We start from the raw sequence: 17,906 nt of genomic DNA, 5'->3' as shown, positions 1-17,906 counted from the left end.
GCCGGAGCACTCAGCTCCTCCGGACGGCACGGGACTTCCGGCTATCCTGCGCCCATGTCGATCATCAACGGGGAAACCGACGCCCACCTGGCCGTACGAGCGGCCCAGGCGGGCGCCGCCGTGGTCCGGGGCCTCCACGGCAGCCTGCTCGCACGCTACGACAAGTCCGCGGGCGACTTCGCCACCGAGGCCGACGTGGCCGCCGAGCGGGCCATCCTGGACGTGCTGCGCGCCGCCCGCCCCGCCGACGCCGTGACCGGCGAGGAGAGCGGGCGCTCCGGCGCCGCCGACGCCCGCCGCCGCTGGCTCGTCGACCCGCTGTGCGGCACCCTCAACTACGCCGTGCGCACCATGCTCGTCGGCGTGAACGTCGCCCTGCGCGACGGCGACCGGGTCACGGCCGCCGCGACCGCCGACCCGTTCAGCGGCGAGGTGTTCTGGACCGACGGCGACACGGCCCGGGTGCGCGCGGGCGACGGCACCGACGCGCCGCTGACGCCGACGGCCCGTTCCGCGCTGGTGGACGTCAACCTCGACCCGCCGTTCCCCCACGCGCCCGGCTTCCGGGCGGTGCACCTGCTGGCCGACCCGGGGTTCGCCGAGCGGTTCAGGCCCCGGGTGATCTCCAGCACCCTCGCCGTGGCCTGGGTCGCGGCAGGGCGCCGGGCCGCCTACGTCACCGACGGCGACCTGCGCGACAGCGTGCACTTCGCGGCCGGTATCGCCCTGTGCCGCGCGGCGGGCTGCACGGTGACCGGCCTGTCCGGCGAGCCCGTCCTCACCGGCGCCGACGGACTCGTCGCGGCGGCCGACACCGCGACCCACGCCGCCCTGCTGGAACTCGTCAAGAACCAGACGGCGGGCCCGCGTTGACGGCGATCTCGACGCCCGCCGCCGACTTCTGATGTGATTCCGGCATGACGCAGGCCCATGACCTCGCCGCCCGCTTCGGCCCGGCCCTGGACACCCGCCCCGAGGCACTCGCCGCGTCCGCGCGGGACTTCGGCCACCTCGTGCGGGAGACACCGCTCGGCGTGCTGCGCCCGGAGTCCGTCGCCGGGATCACAAAGCTGCTGGAATTCACCGGCCCCCGGGGCATCCCGGTGAGCGTGTACGGCGGCGGCCACTCGATGTACGGGCAGGGGCAGGCGGGCGGCGGGGTCGTGCTGGACCTGCGCCCGATGAGCCGGATCGGTGACGTCGCCGACGGCCGGGTCACGGTGGGGGCCGGGGTGTCGTGGCGGGAGGTGCTGGCCGCCACCCTGCCGCACGGGCTCACACCCCCGGTCCTCACGGACTACCTCGGCGCGAGCGTCGGCGGGGTCCTGTCGGCGGGCGGGCTCGGCGGCGCCGCCCACCGGCACGGACTGGTCGCGGACCAGGTACTGGAGCTGGAGGTGGTGACCGGCGCCGGGGAGCACCGCGTCTGCTCGCCCGACCGGGACCCGGCGCTCTTCCACGCCGTCCTCGCGGGCCTCGGCCAGTGCGCCGTCATCGTCACCGCCACGCTGCGCCTCGTCCCCGCGCCCGCCCGGGTCCGGCGCTACTGCCTCTTCTCCACCGACCTCGCCCGCTACCTCGCCGACCAGCGGACGCTCGCCGAGGAGCCGCGCTTCGGCTACCTGGAGGGCCAGGCCCGCCCGGCCGAGCAGGGCGGATGGCAGTACATGACCGAGGCGGTGGCCCCGCACACGGACGGGCTCGCGCCCGACGACCGGGCACTGCTCGACGGCCTCTCCCACGACCCCGCCACCGTGGAGACGACCGACCTCTCCTACGCCGAGTTCGTTCACCGGGTGGACACGGACGAGGCGGTCCTCACGGAGACGGGGGAGTGGCTGCACCCGCACCCCTGGCTCAACCTGCTGCTCCCGCACGACCGCGCCGCGTCCGTCGTGCGTGCCGTCCTCGCCGACCCGGCCTTCCAGGACCTGCGCGACACCGGCCTGGTCCTCCTCTACCCGCTGCTCTCCGGCCCGCTGCGCGCACCGCTCTTCCGCCGCCCGACCGGCACCGTCCTGCATCTGTTCGCCCTGCTGCGCACGACGCCGCCCGACCGCCCCGGGACGGCCGAGGCCATGGTGGCCGCCAACCACAGGGCGTACGACCTCGCCCGGTCCGAGGGCGGCGTCGCCTATCCCGTCAACGCCCTGGCGATGACCGCCGCCGACTGGCGCGAGCACTTCGGGAGCGGATGGCAGGCCTTCGCCGAGGCCAAGAAGCGCCACGACCCCCACCACATCCTGGCCCGGGGGCACGGTCTGCGGTTCTGACTCCCGCGGCTCCGAGCGTCCGCCTTCCGAAGGTTCTGGCTTCACCCTTCGGAGCCGCCAGATGGGAAGCCGCACGAGACCGAGATGCCCGGGAGTCGCGCTCGCCGCCCTGGCCACGCTGCTCACCCTTCCCCTCGCCCACACCCGGCCGCCGCGACCACCCCGGCGGCCGCCGCGACCCCGGCCACCGCCTGCGACCCGGCCGACGCCGCCCGGGGCAGACCCGCCACGGCCTCCTCCACCGACCGCACGCGGCACCGCTACGGCTACTCGCTGTGGGAGACGGCCGTGCACACCGCGGCGACCGCGACGACGGGCCCGATCCAGGGCGGCGGCGCCCTCGGCCCGAACGTCATCGTGGCCGACCCCTCCACCCCGAACTTCCAGCAGAAGTTCGACGACGTCTTTTCCCATCAGCAGTGGTGCGCGGCCGATCCCTCGATCGTCCGGGCCGACGGCTTCGAGGCCCCGGCGACCGGTGGCATCGGACTGCACGACCCGCTGGTGATCTCGCTCGGCGGCAACGGCCAGTACGCCCACGTCGTGAACGGCACCGGCGCACCGACCTCGGGGACCGGCACCGCCCCGTCGAAGGTGACGTCCTTCCCCTGACCTGCACTCCATGATCGCGCGGCTCCCCCCGAACGGCGTAGCCGGAGAGGCGGACGGCGTGGCGTACGGGTGTGATGGAAACGCCCCATCGTCAACCAGTGAGGCAGATCATGCGTCTTCGCAATTGCGCGACAACGGCCGTGCTCGCGGGCTTCCTTGCCATGGGGGGCTCGGCGACGGCCTTCGCGGACGACCCGGGCCCGACGACCGGCAGCGCCGCCGACAGCCCGGGCCTCGCCTCGGGCGACGTCATCCAGGTCCCGGTCGGCGTCAACGCCAACGTGTGCGGCGACACCATCGACCTGATCGGTCTGCTGAACCCGTCCATCGGGAACACCTGCTCCATCAAGTGACGCCGTCCGTGCGCCGGCTCCCGCCCCGCGGGAGCCGGCGCACGGCTGTTCAGAACCGCTCGGTGCGACGGAACGGGACCAGGGGGTGTCTCGTGGCTCGTGGCGGGGCCGCACGCCGCGAGGCGCGGCGTGTCGCGGCCAGGACCGCATCCCTGGTGGAGCGCCCACCCCGGCTGGATCACAGCCTGCCTGATCCAGCCAGGACGCCGCGGCTCGCGGCGGTGGCTCAGTCTCTCGCCGCCGCCTGGGCCTCGCGGGGGGCCGGCGCCTTGGCCGGGTGGCGGCGGCGCAGCAGCAGACGTCTCGCCGGGAGCTCCACCAGCTCGTAGAGAAGCCAGGACAGGCCGAGCGAAAGGGCGAACACGGTCGCGGTGACCGCGATCCCCGCCAGGCCGCCGAAGTGCGGCTTGATGCCCACCAGGTGCGTCCCGGCGCGCAGCACCAGCAGATGGACCATGTAGAAGGCGAAGGACAGCTCGCCCAGCCGCACCATCCGCCGGCTGCGCCACATCGACGGCAGCCCCTTCAGGTCCGCGTTCGCCGCCGCCGGGATCAGCAGGGTGAAGCCGATGATCGTGCACATGGTCGCCGAGTAGCCGAGCGGGGCCTGCGGGACCAGGAAGTAGCCGATGATCGCCAGGGCGAGGGAGGCCTCCAGGCCGGGTCCACGCCAGCGGCCGAGCAGGACCAGCCGCGCGGTGACCGCGCCGAGAATGAACTCGGGCAGCCGGGCGGCCGGGAACGAGTACAGCGCGTAGGTCCACCAGTGCTGGGAGTCGGCCCGGGAGATCACCACGATCGCCACCAGCGACAGCCCGCCCAGCGCGACCGAGCCGCGCACGCCGAGCCGGCGCAGCAGCAGGATCAGCAGCGGGAAGGAGGCGTAGAAGAAGGCCTCGCAGGCCAGCGACCAGCTGACCGGGTTGAGCGTCTGCCACCAGGGCCGCCACCAGGAGTGCAGCAGGAGCACATTGGCCACCGCCTGCTTCGGCGTCGGCTGCGCGTTGCTCTCCAGCGTGAGCGCCAGCAGGAACGCGAGGCCGACGGTGACGAGGTGGACCGGATAGATCCGGGCGACGCGCCGCCGCCAGAAGCCGAGCGCCCGGTCGTGGGGTCTTGCCGACCAGGTCAGTACGAATCCGGACAACACGAAGAAGAACGACACTCCGGTGGCGCCGGAGCTGAAAGCCCAGTACACCAGGCTGCCGCCGGTGCCGCCGAAGTAACCGAAGTTGTTCACGTGCAGACCGAACACGAGCAGCGCAGCCATCCACCGCAGTCCCGTCAGGGACGGCAGTGAGGTGTTGGGGGTGCGCGGGGAGTCCCTGGCGGTGGTCTCGCCGTCAGGGGGGTGCGGCGTCGTCCGGATCGTCCGGGTCGTCGCCGTGGTCATCGAATCACCTGCCGCAGAGGATTGGCGTGGGGCATGAAGGGGAACGTTGCCCGTTCACCTCCGATCATGTGCGTCACATGGCAAACATCACACCGTTGCCGAACGACGCACCCTTCTGTATGCCACGGACGGCCGGGCCCGTGCACCCTTACGGGTGACGACACGCCGCACTGCATTGATCGTCACAAATTGACGTAAACAGACCGACGCTAAGTGCCCGAAATCTCCTCATATTCAACGCAATTATCGGGAATGGCGAAGCGGCCTGTGCCGTCGCACGGGCCACTTGAGGAGAAGGTAATTACTAGGAAGGAATTGCACAGGAAAAACCGTGCGAGAGGAACTACGCGGGCAGCTCCTTCCTGATCCGTCCCCGACAGAGGGAAGGAGTGCGGGGCGCAGTACTCGGGACGGCCGTTGAACTCCGAGTTCATCAGCGGACATCCGAGCTCCGCGGTGATCTCGATCATCCGCTTCCCGTAGCGGACCGCCGCCTGCCGCTCCGTCTCGTCCGGCGAGGACCACTTGTACGGCGGCAGCACCGAGGACAGCTGGACGCCGTGCGTGCGCAGGGCCGTCCTCAGCTCCGCGATCCGCCAGCGGGTGCACGAAGAACGGCATGAAGTCGGCACGCGGGGACAACTCGATGTACTGGTAGCCGAGTTCGGCCACCGTGCGCACCATGGAGTCGATCGGCAGGGCGCGGAACATGTACGGGTCGATGGCGATCTTCACGCGGCACCTCCGTAGAACGACCGGCGTCGCGACTTTCGGTGTCGGATCGCCATCCTTGGACCCCGTGCCGTAGACCGTCGGCGGACGGTGCCGGCGGGGCGCTGCCCGGGAGGGTGGCCGTATGCAGAGGACCAAGGGGATCAAGCGCGCACAGTTCCTGGCCGGTATGGCGTCCGCCGGACTGGCCGCGGCCGTGCTGCCGTCGGCTCCGGCTCGGGCCGCCGAGGACCGCCCGGCCGGCCCGGCCCGCGACGCGCGGCGCGGACTGCGCCACCGGGGCGTGGTGTACACCGTGGGCGAGGGGGAGACACCGGGTACGGCGTTCAGCACGGCCCGTATGCGCAAGGACATCCGGGCGATCCGCGACGAGCTGCACGCCGACACCGTGGACGTCACCGGGGACGGAGTGGAGCGCCTGACGGCCACGGCCGCCGAGGCGGCGGAGCGGGGGCTGCGGGTATGGCTCCAGCCGACCCTCGGCGACGTGCCCGAGCGCGACATCCTGGAACACCTCGCCGAGACCGGCCGGTTCGCCGAGCGGCTGCGTCGGCAGGGCGCCGCCGTCGACCTCAGTGTGGGCTGCGAGTTCTGGCTGTTCGTGCCCGGCATCGTCCCGGGCGCCGACGTCCACGAGCGCATCCGCAACCTGCTCGACGGCACGGTGGATCCCGCAGCGATGCAGCGCCGTCTGGACCGCTTCACGGCGCGGGCGGCCGCGGTCGGCCGGTCCGTGTTCCGCGGCCGGCTCGCCTATGCCGCCGCGCAGGACGACCAGGTCGACTGGCGCCTCTTCGACGTCGTGGGCATCGACTACTACTCGTACTTCCCCCACCGGGCCGACTATGTGCGGGAGTTGAGCCGCCATACGCGGTGGGGCAAGCCGGTCGTCGTCACCGAGTTCGGGACCTGCGTGTACGTCGGCGCGCCGCAGACCGGTGGCATGGGCTGGGACATCGTGGACCGCGTCAAGGTCCCGCCGGAGATCAAGGGCGACCTGGTCCGCAGCGAGCGCACCCAGGCCGCCTACCTCACCCAACTCCTGGACGTCTTCGAGTCGTTGGGCCTGTACGCGGCGATGGCCTTCGAGTTCGTGACGCCCGACCTCCCGCACCGTCCGGGCGATCCGCGCCACGACCTCGACCTGGCGAGCTACGCGATCACCAAAACCGTCAAGGGCCGCCCGGACGACCCCGCCTCCGGCTGGCACCGGGAACCGAAGGAGGCCTTCCACGCCCTGGCCCGCCGGTACGGGTCCGCCGGGACCGGCCACCGTCGCACCGGCGGCGCCTGACCTCGTACCCGCGGCGCCCGGCCTCGCACCGGCAGCGGCGGGCCTCGCGTGGGCAGCGTCTGATCTCGTGCCGGCCCGTCCGGTGTCGACCGGCGCGGATCCGGCTCACCCGTTCGGGCGATGTCCCGGCTTGCCGTCCGGTCCTGGGCGAGCCGGGACCGGATGATGCGGGCATGCCCCCGACCGGCCCCCGGACCGCCCCAGCCCGCAGCGCCGGGCGGCGCCACGCGCACACGCGTGTACACGCATCTGTCGGCCTGAAGGGTGACGCGAAAGCAAACGCGGTGGCAAACGTGAGGGCGCATGTCGGGGCCGGGGCGCGAGCGGGTGCGGCGGCTGACGCCCGGGTGACCGGCGGGCTGCGGATCGCGACCAAAATTGCATCGCTCGTTTTCTTGAACCCTTCGTGTTTGTGAGGGTAGGTTCAGCCTCATGACCGCCTCCCCGACCCCGACCACCGCCGAGGAGCTCCGCGGTGCCGGCCTGCGCGTGACGGCAGCCCGCGTCGCGCTGCTGGAGACCGTCCGGGACGGCGACCACCTCGGCGTCGAGGCGATCGCCTCCGGGGTCCGTGCCCGCGTTGGCCACATCTCCCTGCAAGCCGTCTACGAGGCTCTTCACGCCCTGACCGCGGCGGGTCTGGTCCGCCGTATCGAGCCGGCCGGACACCCGGCCCGGTTCGAGGGGCGTGTGGGTGACAACCACCATCACATCGTGTGCCGGTCGTGCGGTGCCGTCGTCGACGTCGACTGCGCAGTCGGCGACGCGCCCTGCCTGACCGCCGCCGACGACAGCGGCTTCGCCATCGAGGAGGCCGAGGTCGTCTACTGGGGCACCTGCCCCGACTGTTCCACCGGCCGCAGCTCCTGAGCACCGAGTTCCGCACAGTTCGGAAGGAATGCCATGACTGAGAACATCGACGCCAACGTCGCAGACGCGAAGGCGGAGGGCGGCTGCCCGGTCGCCCATGGCCGCGCCGCGCACCCGACCCAGGGCGGTGGAAACCGCCAGTGGTGGCCGGAGCGGCTCAACCTGAAGATCCTTGCCAAGAACCCGGCCGTGGCCAACCCGCTCGGCGAGGACTTCGACTACCGCGAGGCCTTCGATTCCCTGGACCTCGCCGCGGTGAAGCGTGACATCGCCGAGGTGCTCACCACCTCGCAGGACTGGTGGCCCGCCGACTTCGGCAACTACGGCCCGCTCATGATCCGTATGGCCTGGCACAGCGCCGGTACGTACCGCATCAGCGACGGCCGCGGCGGTGCCGGCGGCGGTCAGCAGCGCTTCGCCCCGATCAACAGCTGGCCGGACAACGCGAGCCTGGACAAGGCGCGCCGTCTGCTGTGGCCGGTGAAGAAGAAGTACGGCAAGTCGATCTCCTGGGCCGACCTGATGGTCCTCACGGGCAACGTGGCGCTGGAGACGATGGGCTTCAAGACCTTCGGCTTCGCCGGCGGCCGCGTCGACGAGTGGGAGCCCGACGAGGACGTCTACTGGGGTCCCGAGACCGTCTGGCTGGACGACAAGCGCTACACCGGCGACCGTGAGCTGGAGAACCCGCTCGCCGCGGTCCAGATGGGTCTGATCTACGTCAACCCCGAGGGCCCGAACGGCAACCCGGACCCGATCGCCGCGGCCCGTGACATCCGTGAGACCTTCCGCCGGATGGCGATGAACGACGAGGAGACCGTCGCCCTCATCGCCGGTGGCCACACCTTCGGCAAGACCCACGGCGCCGGCCCGGCGGACAACGTCGGTGCCGACCCCGAGGCCGCCCCGCTGGAGCAGATGGGCCTCGGCTGGAAGTCCAGCTACGGCACGGGCGTCGGCAAGGACGCGATCACCAGTGGCCTGGAGGTCACCTGGACCGAGACGCCGACCCAGTGGAGCAACAACTTCTTCAAGAACCTCTTCGAGTACGAGTACGAGCTGACGCAGAGCCCAGCCGGCGCCAACCAGTGGGTGGCCAAGGACGCCGAGGCGATCGTCCCGAACGCGTTCGACTCGTCGAAGAAGCAGCGTCCGACGATGCTCACCACGGACCTCTCGCTGCGCTTCGACCCGATCTACGGGCCGATCTCGCGCCGGTTCTACGAGAACCCCGAGGAGTTCGCGGACGCCTTCGCCCGTGCCTGGTACAAGCTGACGCACCGCGACATGGGCCCGGTCGTCCGCTACCTCGGCCCGGAGGTCCCGAGCGAGGAGCTGCTGTGGCAGGACCCGCTGCCGCAGCGCACCGGTGAGGTCATCGACGCCGCGGACACCGCCTCCCTCAAGGAGCAGATCCTCGGCACGGACCTCACGGTCGCGCAGCTGGTCTCCGCCGCCTGGGCCGCGGCCTCCTCCTTCCGCGGCAGCGACAAGCGCGGCGGCGCCAACGGCGGCCGCATCCGCCTGGAGCCGCAGCGGAACTGGGAGGTCAACAACCCGGACGAGCTGGCCCACGTGCTGCGCGTCCTGGAGGGTGTCCAGGAGTCCTTCAACGCCAAGGGCGGCAAGCAGGTCTCGCTGGCCGACCTGGTCGTGCTCGCGGGCTCCGCGGCCGTGGAGAAGGCGGCCAGGGACGGCGGCGTCGCCGTCGAGGTGCCGTTCACGCCGGGCCGGGTCGACGCCTCGCAGGAGCAGACGGACGTCGAGTCGTTCGCCGCACTGGAACCGGCCGCCGACGGCTTCCGCAACTACGTCGGCAAGGGCAACCGCCTGCCGGCCGAGTTCCTGCTGGTGGACAAGGCGAACCTGCTCCGGCTGAGCGCGCCCGAGCTGACCGTCCTCGTCGGTGGTCTGCGCGTCCTCGGCGCCAACCACAACGGCTCCAAGCACGGTGTCTTCACCGACCGGCCGGGCACGCTGACGAACGACTTCTTCGTCAACCTGCTCGACCTGGACACCGAGTGGAAGTCGACCTCCTCCGCGCAGGACGAGTTCGAGGGCCGCGACGCCTCCGGCGCCGTCAAGTGGACCGGCACCCGCGCCGACCTGGTCTTCGGCTCGAACTCCGAGCTGCGGGCGGTCGCCGAGGTGTACGCCAGCGACGACGCGAAGGAGAAGTTCGTCAAGGACTTCGTCGCCGCGTGGGTCAAGGTCATGAACGCGGACCGGTACGATCTCGTCTGAGGCCGGTCCGGCTCGCCTGAACAGCGAGAAGGGACGTCCGGGCCCGCCCAGCAGGGCGGACCCGGACGTCCTGTCCGTTTCGCGGCGCGTCAGCGGCCGAGGACCGCCGCGCCCGCCTGCGCGTAGCGCTCGTCCAGATCACCGGACGGAGCCCCCGCGACGCCGATGCCCGCGACCGGGGCGCCCTTGGCGGTCACCGGCGCGCCGCCCGCGAGGAACAGCGTGCCCGGGATGTCCTTCAGGGCCGGCGCCTGGGCCAGCCGCTTGGCCAGCTCCGAGGTGGGCGCGTTCCAGGACACGGCGGTGTACGCCTTGCGCCCGGCGGACTCGTACGACTGCGGGCCCGCCCCGTCCCCGCGCAGCGTGGCCAGGGCGTTGCCGTTGCGGTCGACGACGGCCACCGAGACCTGCCGGCCCTCCTTCGCGGCGGCGTCCAGCGCGGCCCGCGCCGCCTTCTCGGCCGCGGCCAGCGTCAGATGCGTGCTCTGGGTGAAGTCCCCGCCGCGGGCCGCCACCGGAGCGGAGGCGGTGCCGGTGGAGTCCGCGGCGTTGGCGGCGACCGTACCGACGACACCCGCGCCGATCACGGCAAGGGCGGCACCCCCGACGAGGACACGGGTACGGCGGGAGGGCTTCCTACGGCTGGGCATGACGAGCAACCTTCCTGTGCGGGTGGGGCGGGGGGAACCGGGTCCGGAACCAGGTCGGGGACCAGGTGCGGAACCGCTTCCGTCATCGATCCTCGGCCCGGATCCACCCGCACCCCGTCGCCGGACCGGTCGCCCCCGGGGTCATCCGAACGGATGACCCCGGATGCCCCGGCCCAGGGAACAATGGAAGGTGTTTGCCCAGTTCAGAGCGGTTTTCAGGGAGGTGTCAGCGGTGCCCGCACCCGAACGCGACGACACCCGCGCCCTCACCGTCGTCATGCACACGGCGTTCTTCGTGCTGCTGGCCGCCTCCCTCGCCCGGTACCTGGCCCGGCACGCCGAAGGCCCCACACCCCCTGGACCATCGCCCTGTCCGCGCTGCTGGCGGCGCTCTACGTCCTCGGCCCCGCCCTCGGCACCCGCCCCACCCTGCGCCGGCTGATCTGGCTCGCGCTCGTCGTCGCGACGTGGGCCGTCCTCGTCGTCCTGGCACCGAGCTTCGCCTGGTGCGCGGTCCCGCTGTTCTACACCGGCGGGCGCCACCGGCTACCTCCTCAAGGCGGAACGCGCCGAGGACCTCTTCACGGCGATCCACGCGGCGGCCCAGGGCCGCCCGGCTCTCTCGCCGCCCGTGGCCGACCGCGTCATGTCCCGCCTGCGCAACCCCCGCCCGGCGCTCACCCCGCGCGAGCGCGACATCCTGGCCCACCTCTCCCAGGGCCTGCCCAACCACGCCATCGCCAAGGCCCTCTACATCAGCGAGGCCACGGTCAAGACCCACCTCCGCCGCATCTACGACAAGCTGGGCGTGGACACGAGAGCGGGGGCGGTGGCGAAGGAACAACGACTGCTGTCGTGAACGCCCCCGACGCGTCATGACGCGACACGGGACCGTCGCTGACCGAAACCCCTTACCCGCCCACGCCCTCACCTTCGCAGCGCCTCGAACGCCGACCTCCCCGCGACCCCGATCGCCCAGTCGACGTCCGCGGCGACACCCGCCCGACGCCCCGTGCGCGAGAGCGCCGCGATCGCCACCCTGTCCCCCGACGCGGCCTCCACCACCCCGATCTCGTGCCGCAGATGGAGAAACGTCCCGGTCTTCCCGCTCCACCGCAGCGTGTCCGCCCGCAGCTCGCTCGCCAGCCGCTGGGTGAAGACCTGCAGCCCCATCAGCCGCCGCAGCTCGTCCGTCGCCGCGGGAGCGGAGATCTCGTCGCACCAGACGCGCCGCAACAGCTCCACGAGCGCCGCCGCGGAGCCGCTGTTGGCACACGCCGGGTCCAGGGTCTCGATGGTCTGCCGGTCAGTGCCGTCGTCCCGGATCGCCAGCTCCAGCGCGAGGGAGAAGTCGTTGCCGGCGGCGCCCGCCGCGCACTCGTACATGTGGTTCATCCGGTGCCGCATCCGCAGCTCCCCGCACCCCCAGGCGCGCAGCCGCGCGTCCACCTCCGCCACCGGCACGAGATCGAGCAGGGCGTCCGCGGCGGCGTTGTCGCTCACCGACAGCATCGACAGCAGCAGGTCGCCGACGGCCACCGTCGCCGCGTGCCGGAACGCCGCCAGCCCGGTGGGGCCGACGCTGGTGCGGGCCGGGTCGAGCGTCACCGGGTGCCCGGGGTCGAGGTCCCCGGCCGCGATCCGGTCCAGCACCACGAGCGCGAGCGGGACCTTCGCCACGGACGCGAGCGGCGTCAACTCCTGGACTCCAAAACCGAGTTGCTCACCGGTGTCGAGATTGCGGGCGAGGAACGAACCCCGTACGCCGAGCGCCGCCCAGTCCGCGGCGATGGCCTCGGCCACGTCCGTCAGAGCGCTGTCGTCGCCCACGTACACCACCGCCGCGCTCATCCGCGTGCCGCCAGCCGCACCGGGACGTCGTCGGCCGCGGCGGCGCCGGCCCGCGGCCCGCCCGCCCCGCCGGCGGCTCCGTGACCGGTGGCTCCCACGGCCGACGCCAGCAGCCCCGCCAGCCAGCCCGGCACCGCCGCCGTGCCGCACCGGGCCGGGGCCGCTCTCACCTCGTACCCCCGGTGCAGCGACCGGTCGGCCAACGGCAGCCAGTCGGCCCCGTTCTGCCGTGCGAACGGCTCGGCGCACAGCAGCAGCGCCCGGCCCGCCAGGGTCTCGGCGAGCGCGGCGGCCGCGGGCCCGGCCGGCCGGAACCGGCCCGGTGGCAGGCCCGCCCGGGCGGCGGCACGCTCCAACCGGTCCTCGTGGTACGGCACGTGGTCCTCCGGCAGGGTGAGCACCGGCAAGGCGGCGGCAGGCCGGCCGCCGCGGGCACGGCGCGGCCGCAGCTCTTCCAGGTGGAGCACACGCCGGGAGCCGCCGAGGGGAAGATCCGCGGTGTCGGGCGCCGTCGCGACTCCGAGCGGTACCCGAAGCGCCCCCTGCTCCGGCGGCACCCGCACCAGCGCATAGGCGAGCGAGCCGTCGGACAGCCCCGACAGCCGCTCCGGAGGCGGCAGTTCACGTACGCCGAGGGTCACTCCGCGTTCGGTGCCGGCCCGGATGGCGCGGGCCAGTGCCGCCGGGGCGCAGTGCGCGGGCACGCCGACGGCGCGTACCCGGCCCCGCCCGGCCGTCTCGGCGACCTGCCGCAGCCGCTGGGCCCGGTCCAGTACGTCCCGCGCGTACGGCAGCAGCAGCACACCCAGCTCGGTGGTGGTGATCTGGCGCCGGGAGCGGTCGAACAGCAGGCCGCCGAAGTGGTCCTCCAGCGTCTTGATACGGCGGCTGAGCAGCGGCTGGGCGATGCCTAGCCGGTCCGCCGCGCGGGAGAAGCTCGCCTCGTCGGCCGTCGCGACGTACGCGTCCAGGTGCGCCAGGAGATCCACCCCGCACTCATATCAATAAAGCATGGCATGTTCAAAGTTTCCTCTTGGACATGAGTGGTGTCCGGCTGTTTCGCTGTCCCCGTCGAAGATCGAGGAAGCCGGCGACGGCCCGACCGGGAGGACTGCGCCCATGACCAGCCCCGAACACCCCGACCACCTCCGAACCCTGGCCCGGCGAGGCCTGTTCAGGGCGGGCCTCGCCGTCGGCGCCGCCGCCGTGACGGCCGGTGCCCTCGCCGCCCCCGCCGCGTCGGCGGCGCCCGGGGCCCGACAGCGGGACGAGGAAGCCGAGTTGCGCGCACTGGAGCAGTGGCATGGCGCCCGGCTCGGGGTGTTCGCCCGCAACCTGCGCACCGGGCGGACGGTGTCGCACCGCGCGGGGGAGCGGTTCGCGATGTGTTCGACGTTCAAGGCGTTCGCCGCCGCGGCCGTCCTGCGCGACCACGGCGACTGCGCCCCGCCGGACAAGGTGATCCACTACCCGCCGCACGACATCCTGCCCAACTCGCCGCGCACCGCCGAGCACGTGGACACGGGCATGACGGTCGCGGACCTGTGCGCGGCGGCGATCCAGTACAGCGACAACGCGGCGGGCAACCTGCTGCTGCGCCAGATCGGCGGCCCTGCCGGGCTCACCCGCTTCTTCCGCTCGCTCGGCGACGAGGTGAGCCGCCTCGACCGGTGGGAGACGGACCTCAACGGCGCGGTTCCCGGCGACCTGCGCGACACCACGACCGCCGAGGCGCTCGGCGGCAGCTTCGCACGGCTGACCCTCGGCCGCGCGCTCTCCGGGGCCGACCGGTCGCGGCTCGTCGGCTGGCTGAAGGGCAACACCACCAGCGGCACGCGGTTCGGTGCGGGGCTCCCGCGCGACTGGGTCCTCGCGGACAAGACCGGCACCGGCGACTACGGCACCGCCAACGACGTCGGCGTGGCCTGGACGACCCGCGGGACCCCGCTGCTGCTGACCGTACTGTCGGCCAGGACCGCTCGGGACGCACCGGCGGACGACGCCCTCGTCGCCGAGGCGGCGCGCGTCCTGGCCGGCGCGCTCGCACCGGGCGAGTAGCCGCCGCGGCCGCCCACTCCTCGCGTTCGCCGGTCCATCATGTGAATGCAAATCATGTACATGACCATTGACGTGTACGGGGCTTCAGCTCGGCCGGATCGCCCCCGGCACACCGAGCAGCCAGTGGCCGTCGGACAACCTGGCCGTCAGCTTGGAGTCGCACGACAACATGGACTCCACCGGCGAGAACGCCGACGGCTTCGCCTCCAAGCTGACGACCGGCACCGGGAACGTCTTCCGCTACGACGTCTCCCACGACAACATCGACGACGGCTGGGACCTCTACACCAAGAACGACACCGGTGCCATCGGCCCGGTGACCACCGAGTACTCCCTGTCGTACGGCAACGGGACGCTCACCGACGGCACCACGAACGCCAACGGGGACCGCAACGGCCACAAGCCCGGCGACGACATCGCGGTCGACCACGTCGTGCGGCACGACATCGGCTATAAGAACGGCCACCACGGGTTCACCTACAACGGCAACCCGGGCACGATGAGGATCTCCAGCAACGCGAGCATCGACAACACCGAGCGCAACTTCTCCTTCGACAAGGGGACTTCGGTGTTCCGGACCGCCACCTCGTGGTGACCTTCGGCGGCAAGGTCGTGACGCCTAACGGCGCTACGGCCGCGGAGGTGTCCCGTCCGGTACGGCCGGCAGCTTGTCCGGGTTGGTGACGAGGTAGACGTCGCGGACCCGCTCGCCGTCCGGGTCGAGGTCCATGACCATGACCGCGTGCGGGGAGCCGTCCTCGAACACCACCACGGCCGCGTCGCCGTTGACGTCCCGGTGGCGGAACTCCAGTCCCGCCGCCGAGCGCGCGGCATATCCGGTTAGGGCGCGGGCCACCTTGTCCCGGCCGCGGATCGGGCGGGGTGCCGCTTGCGCCTTGCCGCCGCCGTCCGTCCACAAGGTGGCCTCGGGCGCGAGGATCTCCAGCAGTGCCCCGAGATCGCCGCCGAGCGCCGCGGCGACGAACCGCTGCGTCGCCTGTCGCCGGACCCGGGGACGGACCTCGTACCGGGGGCGGCGGGCGCGTACCCGGGTACGGGCGCGGTGCGCGAGCTGCCGTACGGCCGCGGGGCTGCGGCCGAGGATGTCCGCGATCTCGGGGTGCGGATAGCCGAACACCTCGTGCAGGACGAACACGGCCCGCTCCAGCGGGGTCAGGGTCTCCAGCACGACCAGCATCGCCAGTGAGACCGACTCGGCGCGCACGGCCCGCTCGGCGGCGTCCCCGCCGGCCGCCGGGGCGGCGGGGACGTCCGTGAGCAGGGGTTCGGGCAGCCACGGGCCGACGTAGGTCTCGCGCCGCCGGGCGATCCGGGCCCGCCGCGCGAGCGCGTGCCGTACGGCGATCCGCACCAGATAGGCGCGCGGATGCGTGATCTCCGGTGCCGGTCCGCCGTCCCCGCCGCCGACCTCGTCCGCCCGGCTCGTCCGGCCCGCCCAGGACAGCCAGGTCTCCTGGAGCACGTCCTCGGTGTCGGCGACGGTGCCCAGCATGTTGTACGCCACCGCGAACAGCAGCTCACGGTGGTCGAGGAAGGCCTGTGTGGCGGCGTCCGTCGCCGCGGGCGTCCGCTGGTCGGCCATGGCGTCTCCCTCTCCTCACGTCGTGACGTCGTCCGCACGACGACTCTCCCCACCCAGAGGGCCGCGGTCCCCGGAGTGTGACATCGCGGGGCGGCGTGTGCCGTAGGTCTCATCGCACGCCGGCGCTGTCACACCGGCCGTCGTCCGGACCCTCTCGGTCCACGGCAGCAGCACCCCGCAGTGAGGAGAAGCCCATGAAACTCGTTGTCTTCGGCGCGAACGGGCCGACCGGGAGGCAGGTCACCGCGCAGGCGACCGCCGCGGGTCACACCGTCACCGCCGTGACCCGGCACCCGGACACCTTCCCGCCCGGCGGGCCCCGGCTGCGGATCGAGGCGGCCGACGTCCTGGACGGAATGGCGGTGGAGCGCGTCGTCGCGGGTCAGGACGGTGTGATCTCCGCCCTCGGCGTCCCGTACGGCCGGGAGCCGGTCACGGTGTACTCGGCGGGCCTCACCCACATCACCCGGGCCATGACCGTGCACGGCGTCCGCCGCCTGGTGTGCGTGTCCTCCACGATCATGTTCGACGTGCCGGCACCGGGGGAGGGCTTCTTCTTCCGGAAGGTGCTGGAGCCATTCTTCGCGCGGGTCGTCGGGCGCACGGTCTACGACGACATGCGCCGCATGGAGGAGGTCGTCCGGGGGAGCGATCACGACTCGACCGTGCTGCGGCCCGCCGGTCTCTTCGACACCGACGAGGTGAGCGACTACCGGCTGGCGCCCGTCCGGCTGCCCGGACGGTTCACCTCCCGGGCCGACCTCGCGCACGCGCTGGTGCGCGAGGCCGTCACCGAGGGGCATGTGCGGGCGTTCCTCGACGTCCGCACCACCGAGGGCACCCCGCGCCTCCTCGACATGATCAGGAAGGAGGCGTTCGGCAGCTGACGGTGGCCCGGCTACGCCTTCGGCCGGCCGCCGTAGGGGACCGTGATCAGCTCCATGGCGTGACCGGCGGGATCCATGAAGTAGATGCCGCGGCCGCCGTCGTTGTGGTTGATCGCGTTCGGCTTCTGCCGGTGCGGGTCGGCGTAGTGCTCGATGCCGCGGTCCCGGATCTTCTGGTACGCGGCCTCGAACTCCTCCTCGGAGACCAGGAAGGCGTAGTGCTGCGTGGCGATCTGCCCCTCGGGGACGCTGGCGAAGTCCAGCGTGACGCCGTTGCTCAGGGCCACCGCGACGAACGGGCCCCACTCTCCCGCGATCTCCAGGCCGAGCAGCTCGGCGAAGAACTCGGCGGACTCCCGGTTGTCCCGGGCGTGGACGATGGTGTGGTTCAACTCGACGGACAAGGAATGCCTCCAGGGCATGTCCTGGCACCTCCATGCCTCACCCGGTCGGTGACCGGCACGCGATGCCACTTCCGATCTTAGTCGGGCACGCGCCGGTGCGTCGATGCCGGCCGGGTCGGTGAGGCCGGCCCCTCCCTCACCCGCCTCGGTGCACCACGTGGCCGCCGGTCACCGTCAGTGCGACCGGGGAGCCGGCCAGCTCGTCGGCGGGGGCCCGGACGGGGTCCACGGCCAACGCGGTGAGGTCGGCCCGGCAGCCCGGTGCGATCCGGCCGGCGGCGTCCGGCTCCCCGGCCGCCGCTGCCGCGTGGCTGGTGCAGCCCTCCAACGCCTGCAACGGGGTGAGGCCGGGCCGGTGGGCCGCGGCACCCCTCGGCCGGCGGGCGGTGGCGAGGACGGCCCGGACGTCGTGGTGCGCGATGGGCCAGTCCGAGCCGAGGGCGAGCGTGGCGCCCGCCTCACGCAGGTCCCGCAGCCGCCAGGCGCGCCCGGCCCGGTCGCCGCCCAGCCTGCGCGACCACTCGTCGGTGCCGTCCGCCCGCGTGTATCCGGTGTGCGGCGGCTGGAGCGAGGCCGCCACCCCCAACGCGGCGAAGCGGGGCAGGAGTTCGTCGGGAGCGGTCTCGACGTGCTCGATCCGGTGGGCGCCGTGCCCGCTCGGCCCGAGGGAGGCGACGGTGTC

At 72.7% G+C, this 17,906-nt stretch carries 14 protein-coding genes and 6 pseudogenes; 12 read left to right on the top strand and 8 right to left on the bottom strand.

The genetic code is table 11. The features are described from left to right. Positions 1-54: 54 nt before the first annotated feature. The 4 genes and pseudogenes from BIV23_RS15665 (at position 55) to BIV23_RS15650 (ending at position 3,238) form a co-directional block, all read left to right on the top strand. Positions 55-873, top strand: a complete 819-nt coding sequence (locus BIV23_RS15665) for an inositol monophosphatase family protein (RefSeq protein ID WP_071381451.1) — start codon at positions 55-57, stop codon at positions 871-873. A 44-nt stretch (positions 874-917) separates the two neighbouring features. After that, complete coding sequence (locus BIV23_RS15660) at positions 918-2,273, top strand: FAD-binding protein (RefSeq protein WP_071381450.1); 1,356 nt, start codon at positions 918-920, stop codon at positions 2,271-2,273. A gap of 396 nt (positions 2,274-2,669) precedes the next feature. Beyond that, positions 2,670-2,885, top strand: a pseudogene (locus BIV23_RS48590) (coagulation factor 5/8 type domain-containing protein); the annotation flags it as partial. 110 nt (positions 2,886-2,995) lie between these two features. Further along, the gene (locus tag BIV23_RS15650) at positions 2,996-3,238 is read left to right on the top strand and encodes a chaplin (protein ID WP_071381448.1); all 243 of its coding nucleotides are present in this window, start codon (positions 2,996-2,998) and stop codon (positions 3,236-3,238) included. Positions 3,239-3,464: 226 nt separating this feature from the next. Here the strand turns inward: BIV23_RS15650 and BIV23_RS15645 are convergent, their stop codons facing one another. Both BIV23_RS15645 and BIV23_RS51840 read right to left on the bottom strand, forming a co-directional pair. Further along, a complete protein-coding gene (locus BIV23_RS15645; RefSeq protein ID WP_071381447.1) occupies positions 3,465-4,631 on the bottom strand; it encodes an acyltransferase family protein in 1,167 nt (388 codons plus the stop codon). A 395-nt stretch (positions 4,632-5,026) separates the two neighbouring features. Beyond that, positions 5,027-5,366 (bottom strand): annotated as a pseudogene (locus BIV23_RS51840) (sugar phosphate isomerase/epimerase family protein); the annotation flags it as partial. 121 nt (positions 5,367-5,487) lie between these two features. Here BIV23_RS51840 and BIV23_RS15635 point away from each other — a divergent pair. The 3 genes from BIV23_RS15635 to katG all read left to right on the top strand — a co-directional run bounded on the left by BIV23_RS15635 (position 5,488) and on the right by katG (position 9,771). Then, positions 5,488-6,657 carry a glycoside hydrolase family 113 protein gene (locus BIV23_RS15635; RefSeq protein ID WP_071381446.1) on the top strand — a complete coding sequence of 390 codons (1,170 nt, stop codon included), beginning with the start codon at positions 5,488-5,490 and terminating at the stop codon, positions 6,655-6,657. 432 nt (positions 6,658-7,089) lie between these two features. Continuing rightward, positions 7,090-7,527 carry a Fur family transcriptional regulator gene (locus tag BIV23_RS15630; RefSeq protein ID WP_071371518.1) on the top strand — a complete coding sequence of 146 codons (438 nt, stop codon included), beginning with the start codon at positions 7,090-7,092 and terminating at the stop codon, positions 7,525-7,527. A gap of 33 nt (positions 7,528-7,560) precedes the next feature. Beyond that, positions 7,561-9,771: a catalase/peroxidase HPI gene (gene katG, locus BIV23_RS15625; RefSeq protein WP_071381445.1), complete on the top strand. Its 2,211-nt coding sequence runs from the start codon at positions 7,561-7,563 to the stop codon at positions 9,769-9,771. A gap of 89 nt (positions 9,772-9,860) precedes the next feature. On the opposite strand, the gene BIV23_RS15620 is transcribed toward katG, so the two are convergent. Beyond that, the gene (locus BIV23_RS15620; RefSeq protein WP_071381444.1) at positions 9,861-10,421 is read right to left on the bottom strand and encodes a GlcG/HbpS family heme-binding protein; all 561 of its coding nucleotides are present in this window, start codon (positions 10,419-10,421) and stop codon (positions 9,861-9,863) included. A 277-nt stretch (positions 10,422-10,698) separates the two neighbouring features. On the opposite strand from BIV23_RS15620, the pseudogene BIV23_RS48585 reads away from it, so the two are divergent. Further along, positions 10,699-10,979 (top strand): annotated as a pseudogene (locus tag BIV23_RS48585) (sensor histidine kinase); the annotation flags it as partial. Beyond that, positions 10,954-11,280: pseudogene (locus tag BIV23_RS15615) on the top strand (LuxR C-terminal-related transcriptional regulator); the annotation flags it as partial. The pseudogenes BIV23_RS48585 and BIV23_RS15615, both read left to right, overlap by 26 nt. 68 nt (positions 11,281-11,348) lie before the next feature. Here BIV23_RS15615 and BIV23_RS15610 read toward each other — a convergent pair. Then, positions 11,349-12,272: a serine hydrolase gene (locus tag BIV23_RS15610; protein ID WP_071381443.1), complete on the bottom strand. Its 924-nt coding sequence runs from the start codon at positions 12,270-12,272 to the stop codon at positions 11,349-11,351. Then, positions 12,269-13,261, bottom strand: a complete 993-nt coding sequence (locus BIV23_RS15605) for a LysR family transcriptional regulator (RefSeq protein ID WP_071381442.1) — start codon at positions 13,259-13,261, stop codon at positions 12,269-12,271. Before BIV23_RS15605 ends, BIV23_RS15610 begins: the two co-directional genes overlap by 4 nt. Positions 13,262-13,391: 130 nt before the next feature. Here BIV23_RS15605 and bla point away from each other — a divergent pair, with 130 nt between their 5' ends. Beyond that, positions 13,392-14,330, top strand: coding sequence for a class A beta-lactamase (bla, locus tag BIV23_RS15600; RefSeq protein WP_079173179.1), 939 nt, complete (start codon positions 13,392-13,394; stop codon positions 14,328-14,330). A gap of 76 nt (positions 14,331-14,406) precedes the next feature. Continuing rightward, positions 14,407-14,919 (top strand): annotated as a pseudogene (locus tag BIV23_RS15595) (right-handed parallel beta-helix repeat-containing protein); the annotation flags it as partial. A gap of 39 nt (positions 14,920-14,958) precedes the next feature. Here BIV23_RS15595 and sigJ read toward each other — a convergent pair. Beyond that, a complete protein-coding gene (gene sigJ, locus BIV23_RS15590; RefSeq protein ID WP_071381441.1) occupies positions 14,959-15,933 on the bottom strand; it encodes an RNA polymerase sigma factor SigJ in 975 nt (324 codons plus the stop codon). 194 nt (positions 15,934-16,127) lie between these two features. Here sigJ and BIV23_RS15585 point away from each other — a divergent pair, with 194 nt between their 5' ends. Further along, positions 16,128-16,820 (top strand): NAD(P)-dependent oxidoreductase, encoded by a 693-nt coding sequence (locus BIV23_RS15585; RefSeq protein WP_071381440.1) that lies wholly within the window; start codon positions 16,128-16,130, stop codon positions 16,818-16,820. A gap of 11 nt (positions 16,821-16,831) precedes the next feature. On the opposite strand, the gene BIV23_RS15580 is transcribed toward BIV23_RS15585, so the two are convergent. Both BIV23_RS15580 and BIV23_RS15575 read right to left on the bottom strand, forming a co-directional pair. After that, positions 16,832-17,224, bottom strand: coding sequence for a VOC family protein (locus tag BIV23_RS15580; protein ID WP_071381439.1), 393 nt, complete (start codon positions 17,222-17,224; stop codon positions 16,832-16,834). 136 nt (positions 17,225-17,360) lie between these two features. Next, positions 17,361-17,906: pseudogene (locus BIV23_RS15575) on the bottom strand (amidohydrolase family protein); the annotation flags it as partial.

Source organism: Streptomyces monashensis (assembly GCF_001866665.1).
Classification (GTDB): domain Bacteria; phylum Actinomycetota; class Actinomycetes; order Streptomycetales; family Streptomycetaceae; genus Streptomyces; species Streptomyces monashensis.
The sequence above is the reverse complement of the archived record's forward strand: the minus strand, read 5'-3'. Positions and strand labels throughout refer to the sequence as shown.